We start from the raw sequence: 23,864 nt of genomic DNA, 5'->3' as shown, positions 1-23,864 counted from the left end.
TGGGAGAGGGGACGGGGGTGAGGGTGCCTCTGGGAGAGGGGACGGGGGTGAGGGTGCCTCTGGGAGAGGGGACGGGGGTGAGGGTAGCGGCGCAGATACCGACTCCTTAGATCCACCACAAGCAGGGGATCTGGTGCCATCCCAGCTTGAGAAGCTGTCCTCAGGAAAGAGCTTTGGGAGTGACCTTCAAAATGGTGGAACGGGATCTAGACGGAGCTGAACCATTCGCCTGGGGCTCCTTGGCCATCCCACCGCCGGTGGAAGCTGCTTGTGCTCCGCGCCGCTTCCGCAGGCCAGCCGCCTCGGCCTGCTGGCCTGTAACGCTGGAAGCAGTCTTCGCTTGGGTTTTGCTTGCAGCGGAGTCGGCTTTGCCGGTTGAGCGGCTTTTTTTCTTGCCATCGGCAGCAGAACCTTCTTTTTCGGCCAACACCTGCAGGGCCATTTCCAGGGTGACCGCTTCGGCAGGGAGCTCCTTGGGCAAAGAAGCATTGACCTTGCCGTGTTTGACATACAGCCCGTAGGGGCCGTCGTGCAGATTGACCGGCTCGCCGTCCTCAGGATGGGATCCCAGCTCGCGCAGGGGTTTGGCCGAGCCGCGCCCACGGCCTTTTTTGGGCTGGGCCAGCAGCTCCAGCGCCCGCTCTAGGCTGATGGTCAGCACATCCTCATCGGCGGGCAACGAGCGGAAATCGCCGTCGCAGACCACGTAGGGGCCGAAGCGGCCAATCCCTGCTTGCACCTTTTTCCCCGATTCCGGGTGCTCCCCCAACGTGCGGGGCAGGCTGAGCAACCCCAGGGCAATCTCAGGGGTGACCTGCTCCGGCTTTAGCCCTTTGGGCAGGGAGGTGCGCTTGGGCTTCTTGTTCTCCTCCGACACCTCCCCCAATTGCACATAGGGGCCGTAGGGACCCTGGGGAATCACGTAGACCGGCTCTTGGGTTTCCGGGTGGAAGGTGATGGGCTTGGGGCCCTCCTGTTTGCGCTTGATCAGCTCCGCTACATGTTCGGCGCTGAGATCGGCGGGGGGAATCTCCTCCGGCAGGTTGGCGCGCACCTCTCCCGATTCAGTCTCTACTGCTACATAAGGGCCGTAGGGGCCGATGCCGATCTTGACGGGCAGGTTCTCCAGGTGAATGGAGCGGGCCAGGCCAGAGTCGATTTCCAGCTCGCGCGCCTTCACCTGGCCTTCTAGGCCCTGCTCTCCCAGAAAGAAATGGCGCAAATAGGGCAACCAGTCTGCCTGGCCAGAAGCGATGTCATCGAGGGTTTGCTCCATCTCGGCGGTGAAGCGGGTATTCACCAAGTTGGGAAAGTATTTTTCCAGCAGCTCGGTCACTGCAAAAGCGGTGTAGGTGGGCACGAGGGCATTCCCCATCGACCTCACGTAGCCACGGCTCATGATCGTGTTCAAGATGGTGGCGTAGGTGCTGGGACGGCCAATGCCCTCGCTTTCCAACACCTTGACCAGGGAAGCTTCCGTATAGCGGGCGGGTGGCTGGGTCTCGTGGCCGACGGGTTCGAGCTTCCGGCAGCGGAGGGGATCCCCCTGCCGCAAGCGGGGCAGATGCACCTCCCGATCTTCCAGAGCCGCCTCCGGGTCGTCGGATCCCTCCACATAGGCGCGGAAGAAGCCGGGAAAATCGATGCGCTTGCCGCTGGCCCGAAACACCGCATCGTCCACCGCGATGAGCACGATGGTGTGGGTCTGTCGTGCTTCGGCCATTTGGCTGGCGACGGTGCGCTTCCAGATCAGGTCGTAGAGGGCCAGCTCCTGCCCTGTGAGCAGGGTTTGGCTGGGCAGGCGAAACTCCGACCCGGCGGGACGAATGGCCTCGTGGGCTTCTTGCGCCCCTTTGGTTTTGGTGGTGTACTGGCGCGGTTCGGGGCTGAGGTACTCCTTGCCGTACATCGACTCCACGCAGGCGCGGGCGGCGCGGATGGCCTGTTCCGACAGGTGTACCGAGTCGGTGCGCATGTAGGTGATGTAGCCCTCTTCGTAGAGCTTTTGGGCGATGCGCATCGTCTGCTGGGCGGACAGGTGTAGCTTGCGGTTGGCCTCCTGCTGCAGCGTGGAGGTGGTAAAAGGAGGGGCGGGCTTGCGGGTGGAGGGGCGCTCTTCGACCGAGCTGACGACCCAAGCTTTCCCCAGCAGGCGATCCCGTAGGGCCTCGGCCTGGGCTTGATCCAACAGCACCACATCCCGCCCGGCCATGAGCTGCCCGGTGCTGGGATCGAAGTCTTGCCCGCCGGCCAGGCGCTTGCCGGCCAGGCTCACCAGCTCTGCTGGAAAGACGCTCTGCCGCTCCTGCGGGGAAGTGCTCGATTGCAGCTCCGCCTTCAGATCCCAGTAGGAGGCTTTTTTGAAGGCGCGCCGCTCCCGCTCCCGATCCACCAAGAGCTTGACCGCCACCGACTGCACCCGCCCTGCTGAGAGTTTGGGGGCAATTTTTTTCCACAGCAGCGGCGACAGGGTGTAGCCCACCAGGCGATCCAAGATGCGGCGGGTCTCCTGGGCACGCACCAGTTGCTCGTCCACCTGGCGGCAGTTTTGCAGCGCCTCTTGAATGGCCTCGCGGGTGATCTCGTGAAACACCATGCGGCGGGTGGGCACCTTGGGTTGCAGCACCTGTTGCAAATGCCAGCTAATGCTTTCCCCTTCGCGATCCTCGTCGGTGGCCAGGATCAGCTCGTCGGCTTTCTTGAGGGCTTCCTTCAGTTCCTTGACCACTTTCTTCTTGTCTTTGGGGATCACGTAGAGGGGCTCGAAGTCGGCGTGGACATTGACCCCCAGGCGGCTCCACTCTTCACCCTTCAATTCTTCTGGGATTTCAGATGCCGAATCGGGGAGATCCCGCACATGTCCCATCGAGGCCTGAACTTCGTACCCTGCGGGCAAGAATCCACGGATGGTGCGGGCTTTGGTGGGAGATTCGACAATGACCAGCTTAGGCATGATGATGTTGTTGTTGGCAGCAATTGGCTGAGGTTGCCAGGGCCAGCGTACACCACAAGAGGTGCTTAAAATAGATGGCCTACTTCTCTGGAGCCTAGCAAGTCTATCTGCGCTTGACTAGCGGTCATCGGCGATTGATTCCAGGGATCTGCCCCCACCTGGCTCTTTGTACGACCATGAAACTGCATCATTTTTCCATTCGCACTGCCGATATTTTCCGCTCCATCGCCTTTTACGAGGGGCTGGGCTTGGCTGTGGAAGAACGCTTCACTGCCGGGATCACGTTGGCCTGCTGGATGCGTGGTCCCTGGGGGCGCCTAGAGCTGATGCAGGTGCCCCAGCCCCAGCCGGCTCCCGATCCCTTTGGGGATCCCCACTATGTGGGCTACTACCATCCCTCTTTGGAGATCGGCCCTGAATGGGGATCCCTGGCCGGCTATTTAGAACATCTACAAGCGCAAGTCCCCCTTACCCTGCTGCTCCCGCCCCAGCTCCAGCAGATCGGCCATCAAACTTATGAGGTAGCCTTCATCGCCGATCCCGATGGCCTGCCGATTGAGTTGCTGCGTTTGCAGGGATCCCCGGAATCCCAGCAGTTGGGCAAGGAAGGCTGTTGAATTTGCCGTTGGGTGGGATCCTGCAATTGGGCCTGAAGCTAAGCTGGTAAGGCCTGTGGGGAACTTGAGCAAGGATGGGTTGGCTTGTTTACTGAACTGGCGATGAAAGCTCAGCTTCCGGTTACCGTCTTGACGGGCTTTTTGGGCAGTGGTAAGACCACCCTGCTCAAGCGCATCCTGCAGGAAAAGCATGGGCTGCGCATTGGGGTTATTCTCAACGAGTTTGGCGAAATTTCCATCGATGGCGAGCTGGTCAACCTGCCCGAAGAGGGGCTGATGCAGCTGAGTAATGGTTGCCTCTGTTGCACGGTGCGGGCAGATTTTGAACGGGCAGCCCGAGAGCTGCTGCAGCAGGCCCAGGCGTTGGACTACCTGGTGGTGGAAACCAGCGGGGTGGCGGATCCCAGGCAGGTGACGGAGCTGTTTGTGCAAGAGACTTTTCATGAGGACTTGCGCCTCGATGGCGTGGTGACCCTGGTGGATGGGGCCGAATACTGGCACAACTTCCGGCGCTCGCAAACCGCCGCCCACCAGATCAGCAGTGCTGACATCCTGCTGCTCAACAAGGTGGACTTGATCACCCCTATCGAACAAGAGCAGATCCTTGCCGATCTGCGCCGCTACAACCCCGATGCCCCTTGCCTGCTCACCACCCATGCCCAAGTCCCCCTGACCCGCATTTTGGATGTGCATGCCTTCCGTCCAGAAGGGTGGGATCCCAAACTTCCCGATTTGGAAGCCGAGGCCCACCCTAGCCATCACCTCGCAGAAGACGGGATCCAATCGGTGAGCTTTCAACTGCAGCAGCCGCTGGATTTGATGGCTTTTCGCGACTGGCTACAAGACTTGCCGGAGACGATTTTTCGCGCCAAAGGGGTGCTGTGGGTTGTGGACGAGCCGCAGCGGGTTATCTTTCATCAGGTAGGCCAGCGGCAAACCCTCTTCTTGGAACGGGACTGGGATGTGGAAGAGCCTCGCCTGTCCAAAATTGTGTTGATCGGCAAAGGGCTAGAGCGAGAACAGTTGGCTGCCGACCTCAGCCGGGTCGCCGCTGGTTAGGGATCCTCGTCATGGCTATTTTTTCAGTTCGTGGATGGGGTGAATTGGGATGGCTCGCAGCAAGCTTTCGGAGCAAGAACAACAGCAAATTGTCAGCGCCTACCGCGGCTCAGCAGCGACCGCCGTCGAATTGGCCGAGCAATTTCAAGTGAGCGTCACCACCATCACCCGCGTGTTGAAGGAAAATATCGCTGCCGATGAGTACCAGCGGTTGATTCAGCTCAAACGCTCGGCTGCCCGCCGCAAAGACATAGAGGAAAAAGTGGCCGTTGGCCAGATCGCAGCTTTGGAGCAGCAGCTCTTGCCGCTGTCTCCATCTGGGGATCCCCCCGCAGCCGCCACACCCCCCAATGGTGAAGAGCCGAACACAAACGACGCACCCATCGGCGGGATAGAAGAGTCTTTGCCAGAACTGCAGTTGGCGGCTGAGCTTCAGGAAGATCTAGAGGATATCGACGACGAGGAGGAAACCGAAGAAGACAGTGACCTCGAAGACGAGGACGACTCCGACTATTTCCCAAAAGACGAGCTGGAAGCAGACCACCTCACCGATCCCGGCTATCAAGTTCAGGTGTTACCCCTGGAAGAGCTCACCCCGCCGGAAACCTGTTATGTCGTTGTTGACCGCTACCAGGAGCTGACCACTCGCCCCCTCAAGGAATTCTTTGGCCCCGGATCTGTGCCCGTCGAAGGGATCGATAACGCCAATACGCTGCCCATTTTCGACAACCACAAGGTGGCCCGTCGCTTTTCCGAAATGAGCCGCCGCGGCAGCAACACCTACCCCCCCTATCGGGTGATCCAGTTTCCCGGCTACATTCTGGACATTGTGCGCACCCAATTGCAAAAAAAAGGCATCACCCATCTGCTCGTAGATGGGCAGATTTACAGCCTCTAGGTCAGTTGGGCGGCAATCGCTCTCAACAGGTGGGTTTGGTCGATGGGCTTGGTTAGGTAGGCGTCAGAGCCGAGCCGTAGCCCTTGTTCAATGGCTTCTTGGGAGGTTTTGGAGGAGAGAAAGACGAAGGGGATGTGGGCCGTGGACTGATCCCATCGCAAGGCATCTAACACGCCATAGCCGTTCAGCTTGGGCATGACCACATCGCACAACACCAAATCCGGCATAAGCGCGCGCACCATCTGTAGGCCTTCCTCGCCATCGGTGGCCGCCACCGTGTCGTACCCAGCCCGCTGCAACACCTTCTGCAGATAGGTGCGGATAGAGGGTTCGTCTTCAATCACCAAGATGCGTTTGGACATGTGGCTTCGTAGACAAGCAAACGATAGTCTCCCCCAACCTGTCGGGCTGGCTGTCAGCTTCAACCGAGAGCCCAGTTGATGCGGGAACGGACAGAGAAGCTATAAAGGCAGCATAGGAAAACTCTGAGGAAAAAAACTCCGCCAAATGGCTCATTCTGGCACCCCAACCCTCTGCAGAAATCCTGATACGGTGCAGAACCTCCTTCCTCATCCGCAGATTTGCGCTTATGGTCATTATCAAATAGCAATGAAACGTTTCTCTCCGTCTATCCCTAACTCCCCTCTCCCTCTGGGAGAGGGGCAGGGGGTGAGGGCTGGGAGAGGGGCAGGGGGTGAGGGGCCTATTCCGAGGTCAGTTGTCGCTCCATCAGCCTGGCCAGGGCGGCAGTGGGAGTGGTCTGCCCCTGCAGCAACCGGTGAACCTCTTGGGTAATGGGCACCGGGATCCCGTGTTGGGCGGCGATCTTGACCACAACAGGGGCGGTGTAAACCCCTTCGGCGGTGCCCTCGATGGCGGCCAAAACCTGGGACAAAGGACTACCCTGGCCCAATCCGTAGCCCACCCGGTAGTTGCGGCTCAGAGGGCTGTGGCAGGTGGCCAGCAGATCTCCCAGCCCCGACAGGCCGTTGAAGGTCTCAGGTCGCGCCCCCAGCTTGGATCCCACCCGGATCATCTCTGCCAGGCCGCGGGTGACCAGAGCCGCACGGGCATTGGCCCCCAGTTGCAAGCCGTCACACACTCCAACAGCGATGGCGATAACATTTTTCAAGGTGCCCCCCAGCTCCACCCCCAAGGGATCGCTGCTGGTGTAAAGGCGAAACCGCTCCGAAGCCAGGGCCTGTTGTACCTGCACGGCTGCCCAGGGTTCCCGGCTGGCCACCACTGCCGCTGCCGGCAAGCCCTGACGGATTTCCGCCGCAAGGTTGGGCCCTGAAAGCACCACCAGGGGCTGCTCTGGGAAAGTGGCCCCCCAAATTTGGGCAGGGGTCAGAAGCTGCAGCGGATCCAGCCCTTTGGTGGCCGAGACCACAATCGCTTGGGGAGGGATCCCCACCTGGCGCACCGCTTCCACCACAGGGCGCACCCCCGCCATGGAGACTGCCGAGATGAGCATTTGGGATCCCGGTAGCACTTCTTCGAGATCCAGACCCTTGCGCCGATCCCAAACCTGCACCCGGTGCCCTTGGGCTTGGGCCAGCAGAGCCAGTGTGCTTCCCCAGGCTCCCGCCCCCAGAATGGCGATGCTCTGGGGAGAGGTCGGGCGTTGGACTTCTGTCTTCATCGCACCTCTCCAGCCGTAGCCTCTCTCCTAGGGTGCCTCTGGCTAACCCCTCTAAAAAAGTCTTCACCGTTGGGAGGAAGAGCAAGGGCAAAGGTTAGTATGAGTGGATACCAAATCATGGGTTCAGAATCGAGAACAAAGGAGATGACAGAAGCAGGGATCCAACGCCTTCCTGCTGAGGTGGCTGCCAAGATGGGGAGTTGGCGGCACGGCTATGCCCTGACCAATGGCATTCAACTGCACTATGTCACCCAGGGGGAAGGGGAGCTGGCGATCTTGTTACACGGTTTCCCGGAGTTTTGGTACTCCTGGCGCCACCAGATCCCGGTGTTGGCGCAGCGATTTCGCGTGGTGGCCCCTGACCTGCGCGGCTACAACGACTCCGACAAACCGGATCACGGCTACGACCTGGATACCCTCACCGAGGATGTCCGCGGCCTGTTGCATCACTTTGGGGCCCAGAAGGCGGTGGTCGTGGCCCACGACTGGGGGGGAGCCATTGCCTGGCACTGGGCGCAATTTTTCCCGCACGAGATCCGCAAGCTGGCCGTTCTCAATTCTCCCCACCCAGCCTGCTTTCGGCGGGAGTTCTTGAGCAACTTGGATCAACTGCGGCGCAGCTGGTATCTGTTCTTTTTTCAGTTGCCTTGGCTGCCAGAGTGGGTGCTGCAGTGGGATTTGGGAGATTGGGTGCGGCGCATTTTCCAAGAAACCTCGGTGCGCAAAAGCGCCTTCACCCGCCACGATCTGCAGCTCTACCAAGAGGCCCTCGCCAAACCCAAGGTGCTCACCTCTGCCCTCAACTACTACCGCCAGCTTTTTAACCTGCCCACCTTGCAGAACCTGTTTTTGCAGCCCATGCGGCAGATCCTCGCCCCCACCCTGCTCATCTGGGGCGAAGAAGACTTTGCCCTCAGCCGCGAGCTGACCGAGGGGATGGATCCCTTTTTCCCCAACGGCCTGCGCAAGGAGTACATCCCCGAATGCGGCCACTGGGCACAGCAAGAGGCGCCGCAAACCGTGAATCGACTGCTGATGGAGTTTCTCTAGCCAGCGGGGGAATGGCCGGGCTGGGGATCCGCCCTTTACCATCTCCAAGGGTTCACCCTAGAATAATCCACTGAATTCTACGGGAGAACCGGCATGGCCCTGGAATATCCATCCCACCTGCGCTACGTGGACACCCACGAGTACATCCATGTCGAGGATGATATTGCGGTGATCGGGATCACAGCTTATGCCGTCGATCAGCTTGGGGACATTGTTTTCGTCGGCCTGCCCGAAGAAGGCACCGAGATTGAAAAAGGCGAGAGCTTTGGCTCGGTCGAGTCGGTCAAGGCGGTCGAAGATCTCTATGCCCCCCTGTCGGGAGAAGTGGTGGCCGTCAATACGGCAGTGGTGGATAGCCCGGAGAGCATTGCCGACGATCCCTATGGCGATGGCTGGCTGATCAAGGTGCGCATCGCCAACCCCGAAGATCTCGAAGACACCATGAGCGCTGAAGCCTACGCCAGCCTGGTAGAGGGGTCGTAAACTTAACTGCAACGGCTGGCCTTGAGCTACCGGAAAAGCTCTCGGTTGCCACCCTCAGACTTAGCTCGGTAGAGAGCCTTGTCGGCAGCAGTCAGCAGACTTTGCGGGTCGGCTCGTTCTCCCAGCTCCAGCAGAGAGGCGATGCCTACGCTGCAGCTCAGGTGGGCGGTCTCCGCCCCTACCTGCACCGACAGCGACTGGACGGCCCGCCGCAGGCGTTCTGTCAACCCCAAGATTTGGGGGTTCGGGATCCCGCGTACCAAGAGGGCAAATTCATCGCCCCCCAGCCGGGCCAGCAGATCCTCGCGACGAACTTGGGCCTGCAATTGTCGTGCCACCCGGATCAAGGTTTGATCCCCAACCCAGTGCCCCCAGCGATCGTTGATTTGCTTGAACCCATCCAAGTCCAGATAGAGCACGTGGAGGGGAATGTGATGGCGAAGCGCAAAAGGGATCTCCAGCTCCAGTTGCTCCAGGAAAAAACGGCGGTTGTGCAAGCCGGTCAGCGGGTCGTAGAGGGCGGCAGTGGCCATTTGCGAAAAGAACGCTGCTTCTGCCGCGTCGTAGTGGGCAAACTTGAGGGTGGTGGCCCCCACTTGAATGCGATCTCCATCTTTCAGAAGAATGCGGCTGATGCGTTTGCCGTTGACGTAGGTACCGTTGAGGCTCTCTAGATCGGTGAGAACATACCCCTCGCCTTCTCTCTCCAGCCGACAGTGCTGCCGGGAGACGGCGTGGTCGGATAGCTGAATATCTGCTTGGTGGCTGCGCCCCAAAACTCCCCCACTTGCCATAGGAAAGGTCATGCCCACATTGGCACCGCTGATCACCGTCAGAAAGGCCGCAGTCAGCTCGGCCTGGGAGCCGCGCTCGTAGACCTCTGGGGGGATCCGCGTGGTTGGTTCCTCTGGCATCGGAAGGAGAGGCTCTGGAGGCATGGCCCGACAAGTTGTAGGTTGTATCAAAGTATAAGTTAAGTTAGCAACACCCCTGCCTATATCCGTATTATGCCGGTTTTCCCGCGGGCCTGTTTGTGCATGAGCGGTGCATAAGAGTTGTCTTGCCAGTTCTGATCCGAAGGGTTGCCGAGGCAGCCTAGAATGGGGCTGGGATCCTTAATCCAGGAGAAGCGGGGCATGACAAGACCCAATTCTGCCCACCTGTTAACCCCGGATTTTCGCCTCAGCCTGTCGGTGCTGGCCTTGGCAGTGCCGTTGTTTTGGCTTTCTTTTTGGGCGGGGCTGGGGGTGGGCCTGTTTGGCCTGTTTTTGATGGTGCAGACCTCTTTGATTGGGCTGGCCTTTACCAGGACGGCGCTGCAGGTCTACAGCGGCCCCAAACGCATCCGCGAGTTCCCCTATAGCGAGTGGCAGGATTGGCAAATTTTCTGGCCGCCGCTGCCGGTTTTGTTCTTTTTCCGGGAAACCCAGAGCATTCATTTTTTGCCGATGCTGTTTAACCCTGCCGAGCTGAAAATGTGCCTGGAAGAGCGGTTGGGCCATCTCCACCCACGACGAAAGTCTCATGGCTCCCGCCAATGATTGGCTCTGCCGTGTGGGTTTGGCGGCAGGCAGGGAGATGGCGCTGGCTGGAGTGTCAGCTTTTGGCAGAGTGGCCTCACGCTTTTGGCTCTCGCCAAGGCCATCCTCACCTCCCGTCCCAGTTGGCCGCCCGGCTGCAACTGCCCCCTGAACGGGCCACGTGGGGCCATCAGGTGCACGGCTGCAACTGGATTTGGGCAGATGAGGGCACGGAAACCCTCAGGCAAAAAAGACCCGGTCAAGGGATCTCTACCCGTTCTCAGGCGGATGCAGTCATTGCCCGCCGCCAAGGGGATTCTGCCTGGGTATGCACCGCTGACTGTGTGCCGATTTTGCTGGCCAGTCGAGGATGGGTGGCGGCCGTTCATGCCGGCTGGAGAGGAACTGCTGGGGGGATTTTGTCCAAGGTGCTGCGGGAGTTTCTCCGGGCGGGGATCCCTGCCGCCGCGATTCGCGTTGCCATCGGGCCTTCTATTTCGGGGTCGGTCTATCAGGTGTCAGAAGAAGTGGCCGAGCAGGTGCTGAAAAGCCTGCCTCTGGGGCTGGACACCCGCGCCGCCCTGTTGCCGGATCCTCTGCCCGGCAAAGTTCGTTTGGATCTGCGCTGGGTCAATTGTGCCCAAGCCCAAGCCCAAGGGATCCCCTCTGAACAGATTGCCGTCAGCCCCCATTGCACCCTCAGCCAACCCCAAGATTTCTTTTCCTACCGCCGCGATGGATCCCTGAAGGATGAGCAGGGCCGTCATTGCGTGCAGTGGTCGGGCATTGGCCTGCGGCTGTCAGCATGCTCCAGTCGGCTCTGCCCAGAAGAACGGGAACAACAGTGGCTATAATTCCGCTCAAGACAGAGCCCTATAGCTTTTTCACTAACCGGCGAGGATCCCATGTTTCGTAGTGCCGCCCTTTGCGGATTGTCTGGGATGGTCTTGGCCCTCACACTCGTTTCGACCCAAGGGGCAAGAGCCCAAACCTCTCTGACCGGCATCAACCGTGACAGCGTGCTGCAACTAAACCTTGGGTCGGGACGCAGCCGCCCTCGGGCCTCTGTGGGCGGTTCAGGTTCTGAGGAAGGCCGGGATCCCGCTGCTCCCTCGCCGCAGATGTGGGCTGAATGGCATATTCGCGCCAATGTCTGTACCGGCAACCTATCTACAGAAGAGTTGGCGGAGCTGTTTCCATTGGTCAACCAAGCTCTGGTGGATGCCGTCTGCCAGGGAGGAAGTTAAGAGGAAGTTAAAGATCGCCCAGGTTGGCAGTAAGGTAAAGAAGGAGCCTCTAGGTCGCTGCTGCATGGATTTTGAGAAGCTATTGGAGGAATGGGTGGCAGCCTTCACCCAAGCGGCGGAAGAAAGCCTCGCCGCTTTGGAAACAGCCCTGACAGAACTGACGGAACACCTGGCCGTGCCTCTCCAAGAAACCCTGCGGCAGTGGGAAGCGCTCTGGAATCTGGAGGAGGAACTGGAGCCAGAACCTTGCGAGGAAACCTTCAACCCTTCTGTGGGCGAATCTTTCAGCAGCAGCCGTTTCTTCGTCAGCCCGATAGGATTTGGTGGCCTGGTTGTTTATACCTACGTGGCTTCGCCGCCCGACTCCATCGGGGATCCCACCTGTCGCTACAATGCCCATTCTCCAGAGTTGCGCTGTGCCGTCAATCCGCACGGCCCCTGTGAAGGTTGCCCCCACTACGAGCCCCGGAACGTGAGCCCTGGAATGAGTCGCGATGAAGGGTGACCGCCTGATTGTTGCCCTGGATACCTCTTCTTGGGAGCAGGCTGTGGGGTGGGTGGACGCTTTGCCGCAGGTGCTGTGGTGGAAGGTGGGCCTGGAGTTGTTCTCTGCTGCGGGTTCCTCTATCCTCCAGGCTCTCAAGGAAAGGGGCAAGCGCATTTTTCTGGATTTGAAGCTGCACGACATTCCCCACACGGTGGGACGGGCTACGGAGGTGGCCGTCGGCTATGGGGTGGATCTGCTCACCGTCCATGCTTGCGGTGGCAGTGCTATGTTGCGGGCAGCCGTGGCCGCCGCCCAGGGCAGTTCCTGTCGGCTGTTGGCAGTGACCCTCTTAACCAGCCTCGGCCCCGACCAGGTGCGGCAGGAGCTGGGCATTGAACGGGATCCTGGCGACTACGTTTTACAATTGGCCCGACTGGCCCTGGATCAAGGTGTGAAGGGGCTGGTCTGCTCCCCGCAGGAAGTGGGGCGGCTGCGCCAGGCTTTGGGGCCGGAGGTTCTGCTGGTTACTCCAGGGATCCGTCTGAGCGACGCCAGGGTGGGGGATGGTGGGGATGATCAACAGCGCATCTGCACGCCCGACCAAGCTCTGCGGGCAGGAGCCGACTACCTGGTGGTGGGTCGCCCCATCCTTGCTGCTCCGGATCCGGTGGCGGCCTTGCGGCGCTTCCAAGCCTTGTGGGATGCTTCTGGGTGAGAAGGTTGAGGGATTCGCCCGCTGTTGGCTGAGTGGTGCTGTGAGGCAACGACGCCATAGGCCACCTGTCCAGTCCGCCAACGCGAACGGCAGGGGGTGTTGGCTGGGAGTGGGTTTATCGGTGGCTTTGGGCCTGTGCAGCCTTCCTGCCGCCCCGGCAAGCGGAGAAGCCTGTCTGGCTGCTCCTCAGGTTTGGGCTGAGGCTCTAACGGAGCAGTTGCCTCTGTTCCTCAATCTGGCCTTGAGCCGCTCCCGCTCTGAGTTTCAGGTTGTGCTTGTGGGGAAGCCGGAGGTTGAAATGCTCCCTCCTCAGGAGCTGGCTCAGGTTTTCTCGGACACCACAACGGCTGCAGAGGCTTTTCGACTGTATTTCACCACGTTGGAGCGCCGCTTGGTCTTGCCCCAACACCCCCAGGGCAACCCCTTGGCCGGTCGGCGCAGCGAAACCCTGCAACTGGCCTACGAGGCCTATGTGCTGCGGGCTAGGTCTGGGGATCCCTGGCAGTTGGTGCGTCTGCAGGTAACCGGAGCGGGGATCCCGATTCGCGATGTAACCGAGGGGCTCACCGCTCAGGCCATCCGTCGCTGGCAGCAGTCGGGTTGCCCCTTGACGGGCGATCTAGAGTTGACTAGACCTTCTCTGTAGGCGGGGAGTTTTGCAAGGCACACAAGGACACTTTCTCCTCCCAGAGGGAGAGGCATTGGATGTTCTGCTGCTGGTCGAATGACCATTCCGTTCAGGAACACAATAGGGCATACCTATGAAGTTTCCCCCCGCCAAACCTCGCCAGGGCAAACGGCTGCCCCGCGGCTCATTTTCCCGACTGCGGTCGTCCAACACGGACAAACATCGCCGCCGACGTCTGGTCGGTTTTGGTTGCATAGGCCACTGGCTGCTTTGGGGCGGGATGGGCCTGCTCTTGGGACAGCGGCTCCGCTCCTGGGGGCAACCGTCTCCGCTGCAGTGGTGGCGCGTTGTGCCCGTGAGCGGCTCTGAGGGATCCTTGCCATCCGGTCAGCCGGAACTGCCCCTCTACCACTGGTTTGCGGATGGCCTAGTGCCCTGGCTGGCTCAGGGAACGGGGATCCCGGCTGGAGAGCTGTTGCGGATCTTCTCGGTCATGGCTTGTTTGGCCATCCTGCTGTTGTGCTGGAGCTGGGGCAACTTCTGGAGTGCCGGGCTGTGGGGACTCAGCCCCTGGGTGCTGACCCAAGGGTTGGAGCCGGGCAGCGAGATTTTGAGCACCTGGGTGTGGCTGTGCAGTTGCGGCGTTGGGCCGGGATCTGCCTTGCGCCGGTGGGGTCTGGCCCTAGCTTGTGCCCTGTCCTATAAGATTTGGCCCTTGGCTTTGCTCTGGGCGGGGCTGTGGACGAGCCAGCAGTGGTCGCGGCAGCCGCTGCGTTCGCGAGGGGCACTTTGGCTGCTTTTGCTGCTGCTGGTGATGGCCCTTTCTTGGCTGGGACGGGTCGATCTACCGGCTGATCCTTCTGCAAGGGTTGCCTATCGCCTCAGCTCCCAAGGTGGCTTGGCCGTTTTGGCGACTTTGATGCTGCCGTTGGGGTTGAGCTTGGTGCGGTTGGGCTGGCCCTGGGCGGAACGGCAACAAGCCTTGCTCAGCTTGGCCGGCCTGGGCCATGTCCTCTGGATGGGGATGCTGGCGACGTGGTTTTGGGATCCCCAAGTGAACAGCCTGCAGCAAAGTGCTCGCTGGGGATTGGTGGGGCTCCCCTTCCTGTGCCTGAGCGCCGGCGGCGTCTTGGCGGAGATCCCCTACCGGGGCTGGCGGCGGGTTTTGGGATCCCTGCTGCTGGGCAGTTCTTTCTTGTTATCGTGGCAATCATTGGCCTAGGCTAGTCTGCATTTTTCTTTTTGTCTTGCTTGCTATGACCCAGACCTCATCATCGCTACGCGACGCTTTTGCGAACGCAGCAGCTCAGCCTCTGTTGCAGACCCTGTTTGCCCAACGGGCGCAGGCTTTGATCCCCCCGCCTCTTGGCGCGGAGATCTAGGGGCGGTGCCGGTGGTGAGCAGTTCTGCCTTTGAACTCGCGTTTGTTTCCCAAGACCGACTTGGCACGGGCCACGGCGGAGGTGTTGGCAGAGGATGGGGACAATGCCCTCAATTATGGCGGCACGTTTGCCGGGTTGATTGAGGTGGTGCTGCAGTTGATGCCGGCTAGAGGGGTGGAGGCCCAACCGGAAAACCTGCTGATCGGCCATCGCTCTGGGCAGATCCTCGGCCTCTTGCCCCAGGTCTTTGTGGAGCCGGGGGATGTGGTGATCGTGGAGGGGCCCACCTTCATGGGGGCGGTCAGCCGTTTTGCGGCGTTTCGCGCTGGCGGGACGGAGTCCTTTGTGATTGCGCTTTTGGGGGCCGCTGTAAACCGACCTAGGGGTTCGTGGTTGGCTTGCCAACTGCAGGGCCTACCATTCGCGTCAGCCGCGCGTAGCGCTAAAACCTCACCCGCCTATGCGGTGGGGTAGTTTATGAGGCTACACCTATCAAGGCATAGCTCTCCCCGATCCGGAGAAAAATCTCAGAGCCGAGGGGGCTTGATGCTCACCGCAACAGCTCCCTGGCCGTTTGTCCTTCTAATCGCAGAACTGCAGCCGGGATTGCGGCTGGCGCATGGCCGGATCCAGCTCGCAGATCAGCTCGAAGTTGATCACTCGCCAGCGCTGCGGTGATCCACCGGCTCCTTCAGGAAGCTGGGAGCTGAAGCTAACCGGCAGGCCGTAGAGGCGGGGTGGGCCGGGACGGCGATGGGATCCCTGCTCCAGGTAGGGGGTGAGCAAGGGGCGGTAGCGCTCGGCCACGATCACCTGTGTGGCTCGCATCCCTTGCATGCGCAGCCGATCCAATTCTTCATGAATCTCGAAGCGGATCCCATCGGCGTGGGTGTGCTGACGAAACCAGCGGCCTTCCCAAAAACGCCAGCGCCGTCCGGATTGCAGATGTACCAGCTCCTCTTGCTCAGCATCCGCCTCAAAGGCGCCGTGGCGAGGGCAGAGGTAAGTATCGGTCAGCGTGAGGGCCGCAATCGTTTGCCGACAGTGGGGACACTGAATGCTGGGGCCGAAGATCGGGTAGGAAAAGGCAACAGTCATAGGTAACCCCACAAAACGCGGCTGAATAGTCGAGCAAATCCGCAGTTGTCCACATTATAGATGTTGCCTTTTGTGGATCTGGTGCCGATCGCGTGGGCAAAACGCAAGTCAGGATCCCCATGACAAAACCAGACGAGATCTTTTAAAATGGATTGAAGGGAAGCACGCCCAGAGTCTGCACCGGCTCCAGGCAGCTCCCAGGCAATCTCCGCAATGACAACGGGGAGTGGGCAGCGCCCACTTTTTTGCTTTTTGAGGGGGCTGAGCGCCCCTGTTGCCGGTGCCGGCCCAAGTGGGTTCGGCTCTGGCTGCAACATAGGTTGGCGACAAGTTGGTTATGGTTCACCCTCTTATTCCACAGTTGGAGAGCTTGGCCCGTCCTGTGGCCGCTCGACTGGGGTATCAATTGGTGCAGATGGTTTTTCACACCAATCAGTATCCACCGGTCTTGCGGGTGGATATCCGTCCGCTGGATCCGGATCAAGAAACCAGCCATGCCGATTGCGAAACCATGAGCCAGGCCTTGGAGGTGGAGCTGGATCGGGTGGATCTGATCCCCGGCCATTATGTGCTGGAGGTCTCCAGCCCCGGCATCACCAACCTGCTCACCAGCGACCGCGACTTTGTGGTTTTCAAAGGATTTGCGGTGCAGGTGACGGTGGATCCGCCCTACAAGGGCAAAACCGTCTGGTCAGGACACCTACTGGGTCGGGATGAGGAGAACGTTGCCCTCTCCCTCAAAGGGCGACGAGTCCAGTTGCCCCGCGCCTCAGTCCAGCGCGTTGTCCTCTCAGAGGCAGAAACCGAGTAGAGGAATGGGGATAGAGAGGACGTTCGGCCGCGAAGTGTGTTGCCCTGTCTTCGCGTCGGAGCTACCTGCTATGCGACGATGCATTTCCCGTCAGGATTGCGGAGCAACAGTGATAGCAGTTTCATCCCAGCTCAAGTTGCATTAGGAGGACAACAGTTTATGTCGATGGTGCCTCTGCCCGGTTTGGCAGAAATGGTGGAGATGATCTCGCGGGAGCGCAACCTGCCCCGCCATGTGGTCACCGATGCCCTGCGAGAGGCGCTGCTCAAAGGCTACGAACGCTACCGCAAAACCATCCAGCGAGATGTCGTTTTTGAAGAAGATCACTTCCGCAACTTCGATGTGGAGTTGGATGTGGAAGCAGGGGGCTTTCGCGTTTTGGCCACCAAAGCCATCGTGGAGCAGGTGCAGGATCCGGATCACGAGATCTCCCTGTACGACGTGCAGCAGGACTATCCAGAAGCCGAAGTGGGCTGGCAGGTCATGAGTGACGTTACCCCACAACAGGCGGAATTTGGCCGCATGGCGGCCATCCAAACCAAGCAGGTGCTGGCGCAAAAGTTACGGGATCAGCAGCGCCGTCTGATTCAGGAAGAGTTCCGCGATCTGGAAAAAACCGTACTGCAGGCACGGGTGCTGCGCATGGAGCGGCAGAAGGTGATCATGGCTGTTTCCAGCGGTTTCGGCCAGCCAGAGGTGGAGGCCGAGCTGCCTAAGAAGGAGCAGTTGGCCAGCGATCGCTACACCCCCAACACGGTGATGAAGGTCTACCTCAAACAGGTTTACCAGGGATCCCGGCGGGGGCCGCAGCTTTTGGTTTCCCGGGCCGATGCCGGCTTGGTGGTCAACCTGTTTGCCAACGAGGTGCCGGAGATCGAAGAGGATATTGTGCGCATCGTGGCGGTGGCGCGGGAGGCCAACCCCCCTTCCCGCAACGTGGGGCCGCGCACCAAGATCGCCGTCGATACGGTGGAGCGAGACGTGGATCCGGTGGGGGCCTGTATTGGCGCAAGGGGATCCCGCATTCAGGCGGTGGTAGCCGAGCTGCGCAACGAGAAAATCGATGTCATCCGCTGGTCGCCGGATCCCGCCACCTACATCGCCAACGCCCTCAGCCCGGCCAAGGTGGTGGAGGTGCGGCTGGTGGATCCGGAAATCCAACAGGCCCACGTGTTGGTGACCGGCGACCAGCTCAGCCTGGCCATCGGCAAAGAGGGTCAGAATGTGCGCCTGGCCGCCCGTCTCACCGGCTGGAAAATCGATATTAAAGAAGTGGAGAGCTACCGGGCGGCGCTAGAGGAGGCGCAAGCGCAGGGGCTGCCCTATCCCTTCATCACGCCGGAGGCTTTGGAACGCTTGCGGCGGCGGGCAGAGCGAGCCGCTCTGGGCCTAGAGGACGAGGAGTACGCAACCAAGGGCCGCTTGGAGGAAGAGAAGTTGGCCACAGACGACAGGCTGGGAGAAGACTGGGTTGAGGAAGACGAGGACTTCGACTACGATGCCGAGTTCGACATCGCCCAGCCCCAAGAGTGAGATCAGGGAGAGCTCTCCTCGCTAGACTTGAGCAGAAGACGTTCTGCGGCGGCCCTTGACATCCTCTCTGCCCATCATCCTTGGCGTCTCAGGCGCCTCTGGGATGCTTTATGCTGTGCGGGCTTTGCACGTCCTGCTCAGCCTGGATTACCGCGTCGAAGTGGTGGTCTCCAAGGCGGCCTATCAGGTGTGGCAGGGAGAGCAAGGGGTGCTGTTGCCGGTGGATCCCCGGCAGCAGGCGCAATTTTGGCGGCAGCAGGCCGAAAGCGAGGGCGGATCCCTGGTCTGCCACCGTTGGCAGGAGGTGGGGGCAACCATCGCCAGTGGCTCTTATCGCACCCAGGGGATGCTGGTGATCCCGTGCAGCATGGGGACGGTGGCTAAGTTGGCTGCCGGCCTGAGCTCAGATCTGCTGGAGCGGGCGGCCGACGTGCAGCTTAAAGAAGGTCGCCGTCTGGTCATTGTGCCGCGGGAAACCCCCTTTAGCCTGATCCACCTGCGCAACTTGACCACTCTGGCGGAAGCAGGGGTGCGCATTGTCCCGGCCATTCCGGCCTGGTACCACCAGCCGCGCACCCTCTTGGATTTGGTGGATTTTGTCGTGGTGAAGGCGCTGGATCAGTTCGGCATCGACAGCGACCTTATCCAGCGCTGGCAGGGGATGCGCCAGCGGCAGATCCTCAAGCTGCCCCCAGAGGACTAAGGGGATCCCCTCACCCCCAGCCCCTCTCCCAGCCCTCACCCCCAGCCCCTCTCCCAGCCCTCACCCCCAGCCCCTCTCCCAGAGGGAGAGGGGAGTTATCTTGGAGCTTGCTGCCACCTACCCACCCTCGATGAGTCTTTTGGCCAGCTCTTTAAGTTACGCCTACAGCAACAGCGACCTGCTAGTTCAAGCTTTCCTCCAGCACCTACAACTGGTGGCGGTGCCGCTGGGGATCGCGTTGCTGGTGGGCCTGCCCTTGGGTTTTGGCAGCTCCCGCTCGCAGGTGGTTTCCCTCGTGGTGATCAATGCCTTCGGCAGCTTGCGGGTGATCCCCAGCTTGGCGATTTTGTTTTTGGCCATTCCCTACTTTGGCCTTGGCTTTCAGTCGGCGGCGATTGCCCTGACGATCTTGGCCTTGCCCCCCATTTTAATCAGCACGGATGTGGCCTTCCGCAGCCTCGATCCGGCTCTACGCGAAGCTGCCTTGGGGATGGGCATGACGCCGGCGCAGGTGCTACGCCATGTGGAGATCCCCTTGGCGTTGCCGGTGATCTTGGCCGGTGTTAAAACTGCTACTATCGAGGTCATTGCCAGCGCCACGTTGGCGGCCTTTATCGGGGCGGGCGGGCTGGGCAGCTTCATCACGCTGGGGTTTGCCCTCTACGACAACGCTATCCTGTTGGTGGGAGCAATCCCGGTGGCGCTATTGGCCATTGGTGCCGAAATTCTCCTCGGCGCTTTGCAGCGAGCTCTGGAGCCGCCCCAAGCCTAGGGATCCCATGCTGTTTTCCTCTTCTTCTCCAATGCGCCTGCCCTTCCTCACTTCTCGAGCGGTTCCTTTGCAGGTGGCGCTGCTGTTGCCGCTGCTGTTGGCAGTGGCTGGGGGGGCAGGCGGGGTGGGCTATCTCTCCTGGCGGGCTGGGCGGCAGATGGCGCTGCAGTTGGCCGAGCACCTGAAGAGTGAGGTTAACCATCGCACTGAAGAGCACCTCAGGCGCTATCTCCAAGCCCCCCTTCAGATCAATGCCCTCAATCAAGGGGCAGTCCAGTGGGAGCTACTGCCCAATTTGGCCGCGCTTCAGCCGCAAGATCTGGAGAGGCTTGAGGCCTATTTTGCCCGCCAGTTGCAGCGGTTTCCCGAGCTGAGCTATATCGGCTTTGTCTCAGCGGAGGGGGGGTTTGTAACCGCCCGCCGCCACACCGGTGGGTCGATCTGGACCTACCACACGCCAGGCCTGAAGCCGGGATCCGTCCAGGGCTGCCAGCGGGATCCGGAAAGCGGGGATCCCACCGGCTTGACGCGGCAGTTGGGCTTTGTGGATTTGCGGCGGCTGTCTTGGTTTCCCGGGATCCTGCAACAGGAAGGGGCCCGCCGTACCTGGGTGGTGAGCAACTTTTTTGTCGAGTTTCCCAATCAGAGGCCGGAGCGGCTGATCCTGACAGCGCTGCCCTTGGCCGAGGCGGAGGGGCGGGTTTACGGCAGCTTGGTGGCTACTCTCTCGGCTCAGCAACTGCAGGCTTTTCTGGAGGATCTGCAGGCCAGCTTGGCGTATCCAGGGGTGAGCTGGTTGCTGGATGAAGAGGGCCAGGTGGTGGCCGGCAGGGAGGAGCTGTCTCCCCAGCCGCTGCTGCTGGCTGTGCAAGAGCAGGTGGGATCCTGGGCAACGGCGGACTCTGAAGGTTTGCTGCGCCTCAGGGTGGACGGGATCCCTTACTGGGTGCAGGTGACGGCCATTCAGGATCAATGGGGGCCGGGCTTTTATTTCGTCTACGGGATCCCGGAGGGCGCCCTTTTAGCCCCTGTCTATGCCAGTGCTCGGCAGGCGGCCCTGTTGGGGGGTGGGCTGCTGCTGGGCTTTTTGGCAGCCGGGATCCTCCTCAGGGAAGCCATCTCTCGTCCGCTGCGCCGCCTTACCCAAATAGCGGAGCAATTTGTGCACACTGGGATCCCGGCCTGGCCCCCTGTGGATCCCGGCCCTATCCAAGAGGTGCAGACCCTGGCCAAGGCTTGGCAGCAGGCGGCCACCAACCAACAAGCTTTGCTGGATCGCCTCTGGCAACAGCAGCAGCAGTACCGCGCTGTGGTGGAGCAGCAGACGGAGCTGATCTGCCGCTTTCAGCCCGATGGGAGAATTACCTACGGCAACCCTGCGCTCTTGCGCTTTTTTGGCTGTTCCCCAGAAGAAGTGTTGGGCCGACCTTGGCGGGATCTGCTCCCGGAAGAAGAGCAAGCCGCGGTGCTGCAGTCCCTTGCGGCTCTGACGCCTGAGCACCCTTACCACCGCAGCGAGCGGGAGTACCCCGGCGAAGATGGCCAATCCCGCTGGGTGAGCTGGGTGGATCAGGGCATTTTCGACAGCCAGGGCCAACTGGTGGAGATCCTGTCGGTGGGGCGGGAGATCACCGAGCAAAAGCGGATCCAACAGCAGCTAGAAGCCCTCAACCGCGAGCTGGAAGCCCAGGTGGCGCTGCGTACTGCCAAGCTGGAGCAGTCTTTGCGCTTTGAGGCGGTGCTGCGCTCCCTCAGCGGCCAGATGGTGGCCAGCCTCAAGGAGGGGGAGATCCTGGAAGAGGTGGTCAAGAGCCTGGCCGAGGCCCTCAACCTAACCGGCTGTCATATTTTCTTGACCAGTGCCGATGGATCCTCTTGGATCCCGGCTTGCTCGTTTCCGGAGAAGGCGGATCCCGCCTACCTCAACGATCCCGAGCTGAGGCACCTGCTGCACTCCCATGCGTTTCTTGACCAGCCCTGGGAAGTCCACTGCTGTTGTCAAAAGGAGCGAGGGGGGCACTGGGTACAGCTTTTGGCTTGCTCCCTTTGGGACAAGCAAGAGCGGCTGGGGCTGCTGCTGTTGGAGCGGCAGCAGGAGTTTTCCGAAGCGGAGAGACAACTGGCCTATCAGGTGGCCAACCTGTCTGCTCTGGCTCTGCGGCAGGCCCGTCTGTATGAGGCGGCCCAGGCCCAGGTGAAGGAATTGGAGCGGCTCAACCTGCTCAAGGACGATTTCTTGAGCACCGTCTCCCACGAGCTGCGCACCCCCATGACCAATGTGCGCATGGCCCTACAAATGTTGCAAATAGCCCACGATAACCCCGAGAAGCAGCAGCACTATTTCGCCATCGCCCTCAAGGAATGCAACCGCCAAATTGATCTCATCAACGACCTGCTGGACATGCAGCGGCTGGCAGCCGAGAAGTATCTGCTCCAACCCGAAGAGATCTTCCTGCCGCGCTATTTGCGGGATCTGGTGGCGGCAGTTCAGCCCCTGGCCCAGGCCAAAAACCAAAGTTTGCAACTGCACCTAGAAGAGGGGATCCCACCCCTTGAGGCGGATCCCACGGCTCTGGGCCGCATCTTGCGCGAGCTGCTGCACAACGCCGTCAAATACACCGCCCCCGCGGGATCCATCCACCTGCAGGTGGCCTGGGAAGGAGAAGGGATCCTCTTTGTCTGCAGCAACAGCAGCGAGATCCCGGAATCGGAGCTGCCCCGCATCTTTGAGAAGTTCTACCGCATCCCGCAGTCGGATCGCTGGAAGCACGGCGGCACCGGCCTGGGGCTGGCCCTGGTCAAGCAACTGGTGGAGCACATGGGGGGCCAGATCTCCGTCAGCAGCTTGGAAGGATGGACGCATTTTCGCGTTTGGCTGCCCCAAGCCAGAACAGCATCTCACCTGCAGAAACAGAGAAGCGAAAGCTCCCCTCTCCCTGGGGGAGAGGGGCTGGGGGTGAGGGGATCCCCCAGGGAGAGGGGCTGGGGGTGAGGGGCCACCTATCCCGGCAAAACCTGTTGCTGCCAGAGGGCTTCCAGTTGCACCGTGTATTCGGGGTGGACGATGGGCACAGCGCCGGCGATGGCCTCGCGAATGGGGATCCCGGCGGCAGCTTCTAGCTGGGCAAAGTTGGTCTGCAGCTCGGCAGACAGACGACGGATATCGATCAGGGGCAGATCCCCCCACACATCCGGCTTGAACTTTTCCAGTTGTCCTTCCGGGCTGGCCAAGAGCTCCGCCAAAACCATTGCCCCCCAAGGGTTGGCCGCGTTGATGGGAATGGCCGTGAACGAGGGATCGATCAAGCTGGTGCCGGGGATTCCATAGGGGGTGGTGCTGGGGGGAAACTGGCCGTTGCCCTTGCGCAAGATCACCTGGTCGATAAAGGTGGGGATCAGCCACACCTCGCCGTTGGCAAATAGTTCCGCCAGGCGGGCAAAGGTGGGTGGATAGGTTTGCCCTCGCCGCCACAACAAGGGATCCAGCTTTTTCAGGTAGTCCACCAGAGCGGGGGATTGTTGCGCCCAAAGCTCGGCATTGAACTCCGGCCCGCTGTATTGGGCATGGCCTCCTGTCACACCGTAGAAGGCGCTCAACAGAAAGCGGCTACCGTGAAAATCCGGCGGGGCCACGTAGGCGAACCGGCCTGGATTGGCCTCGGCCCAGGCCAACAATTCGGCATAGCTCCGGGGCGGATTGGGCACCCGTTCAGCATTGTAGGCCATCAGGAAATAGTTGCCGGTGTAGGGGGCAGAATAGCCTTCGGTGGGCAGGCCAAAATCCGTTGCGATATCGGCAGGGTTGTAGAACTGCAGGCTGGGCAGTTTCTGGGCAAAGGGGCCGTAGAGCAAGTTCCCCTGCTTGAGGGTGCGGAAATTGTTGCCGTTGATCCAAATCAGATCAAGGCTGCCGCCGCTGCGCAACCCGGCCTGCACCTCTCCAATCACTTTGTTGACCGCTTCCACGGTATCCGTGAGCGGGATCCGGTTCAAACGAATGTCATGGCGCTCTTGCAACTGCCGCTTGACCCAGCCATCCACAAAACCGTTGATGGCCTCGCTGCCGCTCCACATGGCCCAATTCACCTGGCTGCCCCGCGCCCGCTCCAGGATATCTGCCCAGCTCAGGGATCCCAACTCCACTGGGTTCTCGCCGGTGTTTTGCGCCAGAGGAGAGCTTTGCCCAACCAGCCAAGCCCCTAGGGATCCCAGGCCCGCCAACACCTGCCGCCGCTTCCAGAAAACGCCTTTGGGTTGCATGGC

23 protein-coding genes and 1 pseudogene are annotated in these 23,864 nt (G+C 60.7%); 18 read left to right on the top strand and 6 right to left on the bottom strand.

Annotation, left to right across the window (positions count from 1 at the left end; all coding sequences use genetic code 11):
• Positions 1 to 160: 160 nt before the first annotated feature.
• Positions 161 to 2,953, bottom strand: a complete 2,793-nt coding sequence (gene topA / locus NW826_RS10075) for a type I DNA topoisomerase (protein WP_414510052.1) — start codon at positions 2,951 to 2,953, stop codon at positions 161 to 163.
• Positions 2,954 to 3,129: 176 nt separating this feature from the next.
• Here topA and NW826_RS10070 point away from each other — a divergent pair, with 176 nt between their 5' ends.
• The 3 genes from NW826_RS10070 (at position 3,130) to NW826_RS10060 (ending at position 5,527) form a co-directional block, all read left to right on the top strand.
• The gene (locus NW826_RS10070; protein WP_414334153.1) at positions 3,130 to 3,570 is read left to right on the top strand and encodes a VOC family protein; all 441 of its coding nucleotides are present in this window, start codon (positions 3,130 to 3,132) and stop codon (positions 3,568 to 3,570) included.
• 84 nt (positions 3,571 to 3,654) lie between these two features.
• Positions 3,655 to 4,629 (top strand): CobW family GTP-binding protein, encoded by a 975-nt coding sequence (locus NW826_RS10065; RefSeq protein WP_414334155.1) that lies wholly within the window; start codon positions 3,655 to 3,657, stop codon positions 4,627 to 4,629.
• A 49-nt stretch (positions 4,630 to 4,678) separates the two neighbouring features.
• On the top strand, positions 4,679 to 5,527 hold the full coding sequence (locus tag NW826_RS10060) for a hypothetical protein (RefSeq protein ID WP_414510051.1): 849 nt from the start codon (positions 4,679 to 4,681) through the stop codon (positions 5,525 to 5,527).
• Here the strand turns inward: NW826_RS10060 and NW826_RS10055 are convergent.
• Both NW826_RS10055 and NW826_RS10050 read right to left on the bottom strand, forming a co-directional pair.
• Positions 5,524 to 5,889 carry a response regulator gene (locus NW826_RS10055; RefSeq protein WP_414334158.1) on the bottom strand — a complete coding sequence of 122 codons (366 nt, stop codon included), beginning with the start codon at positions 5,887 to 5,889 and terminating at the stop codon, positions 5,524 to 5,526. The genes NW826_RS10060 and NW826_RS10055 overlap by 4 nt on opposite strands.
• A 341-nt stretch (positions 5,890 to 6,230) precedes the next feature.
• Positions 6,231 to 7,172, bottom strand: coding sequence for an NAD(P)H-dependent glycerol-3-phosphate dehydrogenase (locus NW826_RS10050; RefSeq protein WP_414510050.1), 942 nt, complete (start codon positions 7,170 to 7,172; stop codon positions 6,231 to 6,233).
• A 144-nt stretch (positions 7,173 to 7,316) separates the two neighbouring features.
• Between NW826_RS10050 and NW826_RS10045 the strand changes: the two genes are divergently transcribed.
• Positions 7,317 to 8,222 carry an alpha/beta fold hydrolase gene (locus NW826_RS10045; protein WP_414334162.1) on the top strand — a complete coding sequence of 302 codons (906 nt, stop codon included), beginning with the start codon at positions 7,317 to 7,319 and terminating at the stop codon, positions 8,220 to 8,222.
• A 93-nt stretch (positions 8,223 to 8,315) separates the two neighbouring features.
• Positions 8,316 to 8,705: a glycine cleavage system protein GcvH gene (gene gcvH / locus NW826_RS10040; RefSeq protein WP_414336960.1), complete on the top strand. Its 390-nt coding sequence runs from the start codon at positions 8,316 to 8,318 to the stop codon at positions 8,703 to 8,705.
• Positions 8,706 to 8,731: 26 nt separating this feature from the next.
• Here gcvH and NW826_RS10035 read toward each other — a convergent pair whose 3' ends face one another.
• Entirely contained in the window at positions 8,732 to 9,619 is an 888-nt protein-coding gene (locus NW826_RS10035) for a diguanylate cyclase domain-containing protein (RefSeq protein ID WP_414510049.1), read from the bottom strand.
• A 222-nt stretch (positions 9,620 to 9,841) separates the two neighbouring features.
• Between NW826_RS10035 and NW826_RS10030 the strand changes: the two genes are divergently transcribed.
• From NW826_RS10030 to NW826_RS09995, 8 genes and pseudogenes are all read left to right on the top strand, one after another.
• Positions 9,842 to 10,246 carry a DUF3119 family protein gene (locus tag NW826_RS10030; RefSeq protein WP_414335610.1) on the top strand — a complete coding sequence of 135 codons (405 nt, stop codon included), beginning with the start codon at positions 9,842 to 9,844 and terminating at the stop codon, positions 10,244 to 10,246.
• Positions 10,243 to 11,079, top strand: coding sequence for a peptidoglycan editing factor PgeF (gene pgeF, locus NW826_RS10025; protein ID WP_414510048.1), 837 nt, complete (start codon positions 10,243 to 10,245; stop codon positions 11,077 to 11,079). The genes NW826_RS10030 and pgeF overlap by 4 nt, the downstream gene beginning before the upstream one ends.
• 93 nt (positions 11,080 to 11,172) lie before the next feature.
• Complete coding sequence (locus NW826_RS10020; protein ID WP_414510047.1) at positions 11,173 to 11,472, top strand: hypothetical protein; 300 nt, start codon at positions 11,173 to 11,175, stop codon at positions 11,470 to 11,472.
• A gap of 64 nt (positions 11,473 to 11,536) precedes the next feature.
• Positions 11,537 to 11,977 carry a DUF6464 family protein gene (locus NW826_RS10015; protein ID WP_414335615.1) on the top strand — a complete coding sequence of 147 codons (441 nt, stop codon included), beginning with the start codon at positions 11,537 to 11,539 and terminating at the stop codon, positions 11,975 to 11,977.
• Entirely contained in the window at positions 11,967 to 12,674 is a 708-nt protein-coding gene (pyrF, locus tag NW826_RS10010) for an orotidine-5'-phosphate decarboxylase (protein ID WP_414510046.1), read from the top strand. The genes NW826_RS10015 and pyrF overlap by 11 nt, the downstream gene beginning before the upstream one ends.
• Before the next feature lie 121 nt (positions 12,675 to 12,795).
• The gene (locus tag NW826_RS10005; protein ID WP_414510045.1) at positions 12,796 to 13,320 is read left to right on the top strand and encodes a hypothetical protein; all 525 of its coding nucleotides are present in this window, start codon (positions 12,796 to 12,798) and stop codon (positions 13,318 to 13,320) included.
• A 262-nt stretch (positions 13,321 to 13,582) separates the two neighbouring features.
• A complete protein-coding gene (locus tag NW826_RS10000; protein WP_414335620.1) occupies positions 13,583 to 14,524 on the top strand; it encodes a hypothetical protein in 942 nt (313 codons plus the stop codon).
• Positions 14,525 to 15,029: 505 nt separating this feature from the next.
• A pseudogene (locus NW826_RS09995) lies at positions 15,030 to 15,158 on the top strand (RNA-guided endonuclease TnpB family protein); the annotation flags it as partial.
• A 108-nt stretch (positions 15,159 to 15,266) separates the two neighbouring features.
• Here the strand turns inward: NW826_RS09995 and NW826_RS09990 are convergent.
• A complete protein-coding gene (locus NW826_RS09990; protein ID WP_414510044.1) occupies positions 15,267 to 15,782 on the bottom strand; it encodes a TIGR02652 family protein in 516 nt (171 codons plus the stop codon).
• A gap of 337 nt (positions 15,783 to 16,119) precedes the next feature.
• Here NW826_RS09990 and rimP point away from each other — a divergent pair, with 337 nt between their 5' ends.
• From rimP to NW826_RS09965, 5 genes are all read left to right on the top strand, one after another.
• On the top strand, positions 16,120 to 16,593 hold the full coding sequence (rimP, locus tag NW826_RS09985) for a ribosome maturation factor RimP (RefSeq protein ID WP_414335623.1): 474 nt from the start codon (positions 16,120 to 16,122) through the stop codon (positions 16,591 to 16,593).
• Positions 16,594 to 16,752: 159 nt separating this feature from the next.
• Entirely contained in the window at positions 16,753 to 18,126 is a 1,374-nt protein-coding gene (gene nusA / locus NW826_RS09980; RefSeq protein WP_414335625.1) for a transcription termination factor NusA, read from the top strand.
• A 55-nt stretch (positions 18,127 to 18,181) separates the two neighbouring features.
• On the top strand, positions 18,182 to 18,829 hold the full coding sequence (locus NW826_RS09975) for a flavin prenyltransferase UbiX (RefSeq protein WP_414335627.1): 648 nt from the start codon (positions 18,182 to 18,184) through the stop codon (positions 18,827 to 18,829).
• Positions 18,830 to 18,929: 100 nt separating this feature from the next.
• Positions 18,930 to 19,601 (top strand): ABC transporter permease, encoded by a 672-nt coding sequence (locus NW826_RS09970; RefSeq protein WP_414367895.1) that lies wholly within the window; start codon positions 18,930 to 18,932, stop codon positions 19,599 to 19,601.
• A gap of 7 nt (positions 19,602 to 19,608) precedes the next feature.
• The gene (locus NW826_RS09965; protein ID WP_414510043.1) at positions 19,609 to 22,593 is read left to right on the top strand and encodes an ATP-binding protein; all 2,985 of its coding nucleotides are present in this window, start codon (positions 19,609 to 19,611) and stop codon (positions 22,591 to 22,593) included.
• A gap of 8 nt (positions 22,594 to 22,601) precedes the next feature.
• Here the strand turns inward: NW826_RS09965 and NW826_RS09960 are convergent, their stop codons facing one another.
• Positions 22,602 to 23,861, bottom strand: coding sequence for an ABC transporter substrate-binding protein (locus NW826_RS09960; RefSeq protein ID WP_414335982.1), 1,260 nt, complete (start codon positions 23,859 to 23,861; stop codon positions 22,602 to 22,604).
• Positions 23,862 to 23,864: the final 3 nt, after the last annotated feature.

The sequence above is a fragment of the Synechococcus sp. OH20 genome (assembly GCF_047502685.1).
In the GTDB taxonomy this organism is placed as follows: domain Bacteria; phylum Cyanobacteriota; class Cyanobacteriia; order Thermostichales; family Thermostichaceae; genus Thermostichus.
Note: the sequence above shows the minus strand (reverse complement) of the source record. Positions and strands in the feature narration are given on the sequence as shown.

Coding starts and splice junctions, on each gene's coding strand:
- topA (WP_414510052.1), bottom strand. CDS start 2,953: ATGCCTAAGCTGGTCATTGTCGAATCTCCCACCAAAGCCCGCACCATC.
- NW826_RS10000 (WP_414335620.1), top strand. CDS start 13,583: ATGGGCCTGCTCTTGGGACAGCGGCTCCGCTCCTGGGGGCAACCGTCT.
- NW826_RS10070 (WP_414334153.1), top strand. CDS start 3,130: ATGAAACTGCATCATTTTTCCATTCGCACTGCCGATATTTTCCGCTCC.
- pgeF (WP_414510048.1), top strand. CDS start 10,243: ATGATTGGCTCTGCCGTGTGGGTTTGGCGGCAGGCAGGGAGATGGCGC.
- NW826_RS10035 (WP_414510049.1), bottom strand. CDS start 9,619: ATGCCAGAGGAACCAACCACGCGGATCCCCCCAGAGGTCTACGAGCGC.
- NW826_RS09960 (WP_414335982.1), bottom strand. CDS start 23,861: ATGCAACCCAAAGGCGTTTTCTGGAAGCGGCGGCAGGTGTTGGCGGGC.
- NW826_RS10030 (WP_414335610.1), top strand. CDS start 9,842: ATGACAAGACCCAATTCTGCCCACCTGTTAACCCCGGATTTTCGCCTC.
- rimP (WP_414335623.1), top strand. CDS start 16,120: ATGGTTCACCCTCTTATTCCACAGTTGGAGAGCTTGGCCCGTCCTGTG.
- NW826_RS10050 (WP_414510050.1), bottom strand. CDS start 7,172: ATGAAGACAGAAGTCCAACGCCCGACCTCTCCCCAGAGCATCGCCATT.
- nusA (WP_414335625.1), top strand. CDS start 16,753: ATGTCGATGGTGCCTCTGCCCGGTTTGGCAGAAATGGTGGAGATGATC.
- NW826_RS10055 (WP_414334158.1), bottom strand. CDS start 5,889: ATGTCCAAACGCATCTTGGTGATTGAAGACGAACCCTCTATCCGCACC.
- gcvH (WP_414336960.1), top strand. CDS start 8,316: ATGGCCCTGGAATATCCATCCCACCTGCGCTACGTGGACACCCACGAG.
- NW826_RS09965 (WP_414510043.1), top strand. CDS start 19,609: ATGCTGTTTTCCTCTTCTTCTCCAATGCGCCTGCCCTTCCTCACTTCT.
- NW826_RS10015 (WP_414335615.1), top strand. CDS start 11,537: ATGGATTTTGAGAAGCTATTGGAGGAATGGGTGGCAGCCTTCACCCAA.
- NW826_RS10045 (WP_414334162.1), top strand. CDS start 7,317: ATGACAGAAGCAGGGATCCAACGCCTTCCTGCTGAGGTGGCTGCCAAG.
- pyrF (WP_414510046.1), top strand. CDS start 11,967: ATGAAGGGTGACCGCCTGATTGTTGCCCTGGATACCTCTTCTTGGGAG.
- NW826_RS09990 (WP_414510044.1), bottom strand. CDS start 15,782: ATGACTGTTGCCTTTTCCTACCCGATCTTCGGCCCCAGCATTCAGTGT.
- NW826_RS10060 (WP_414510051.1), top strand. CDS start 4,679: ATGGCTCGCAGCAAGCTTTCGGAGCAAGAACAACAGCAAATTGTCAGC.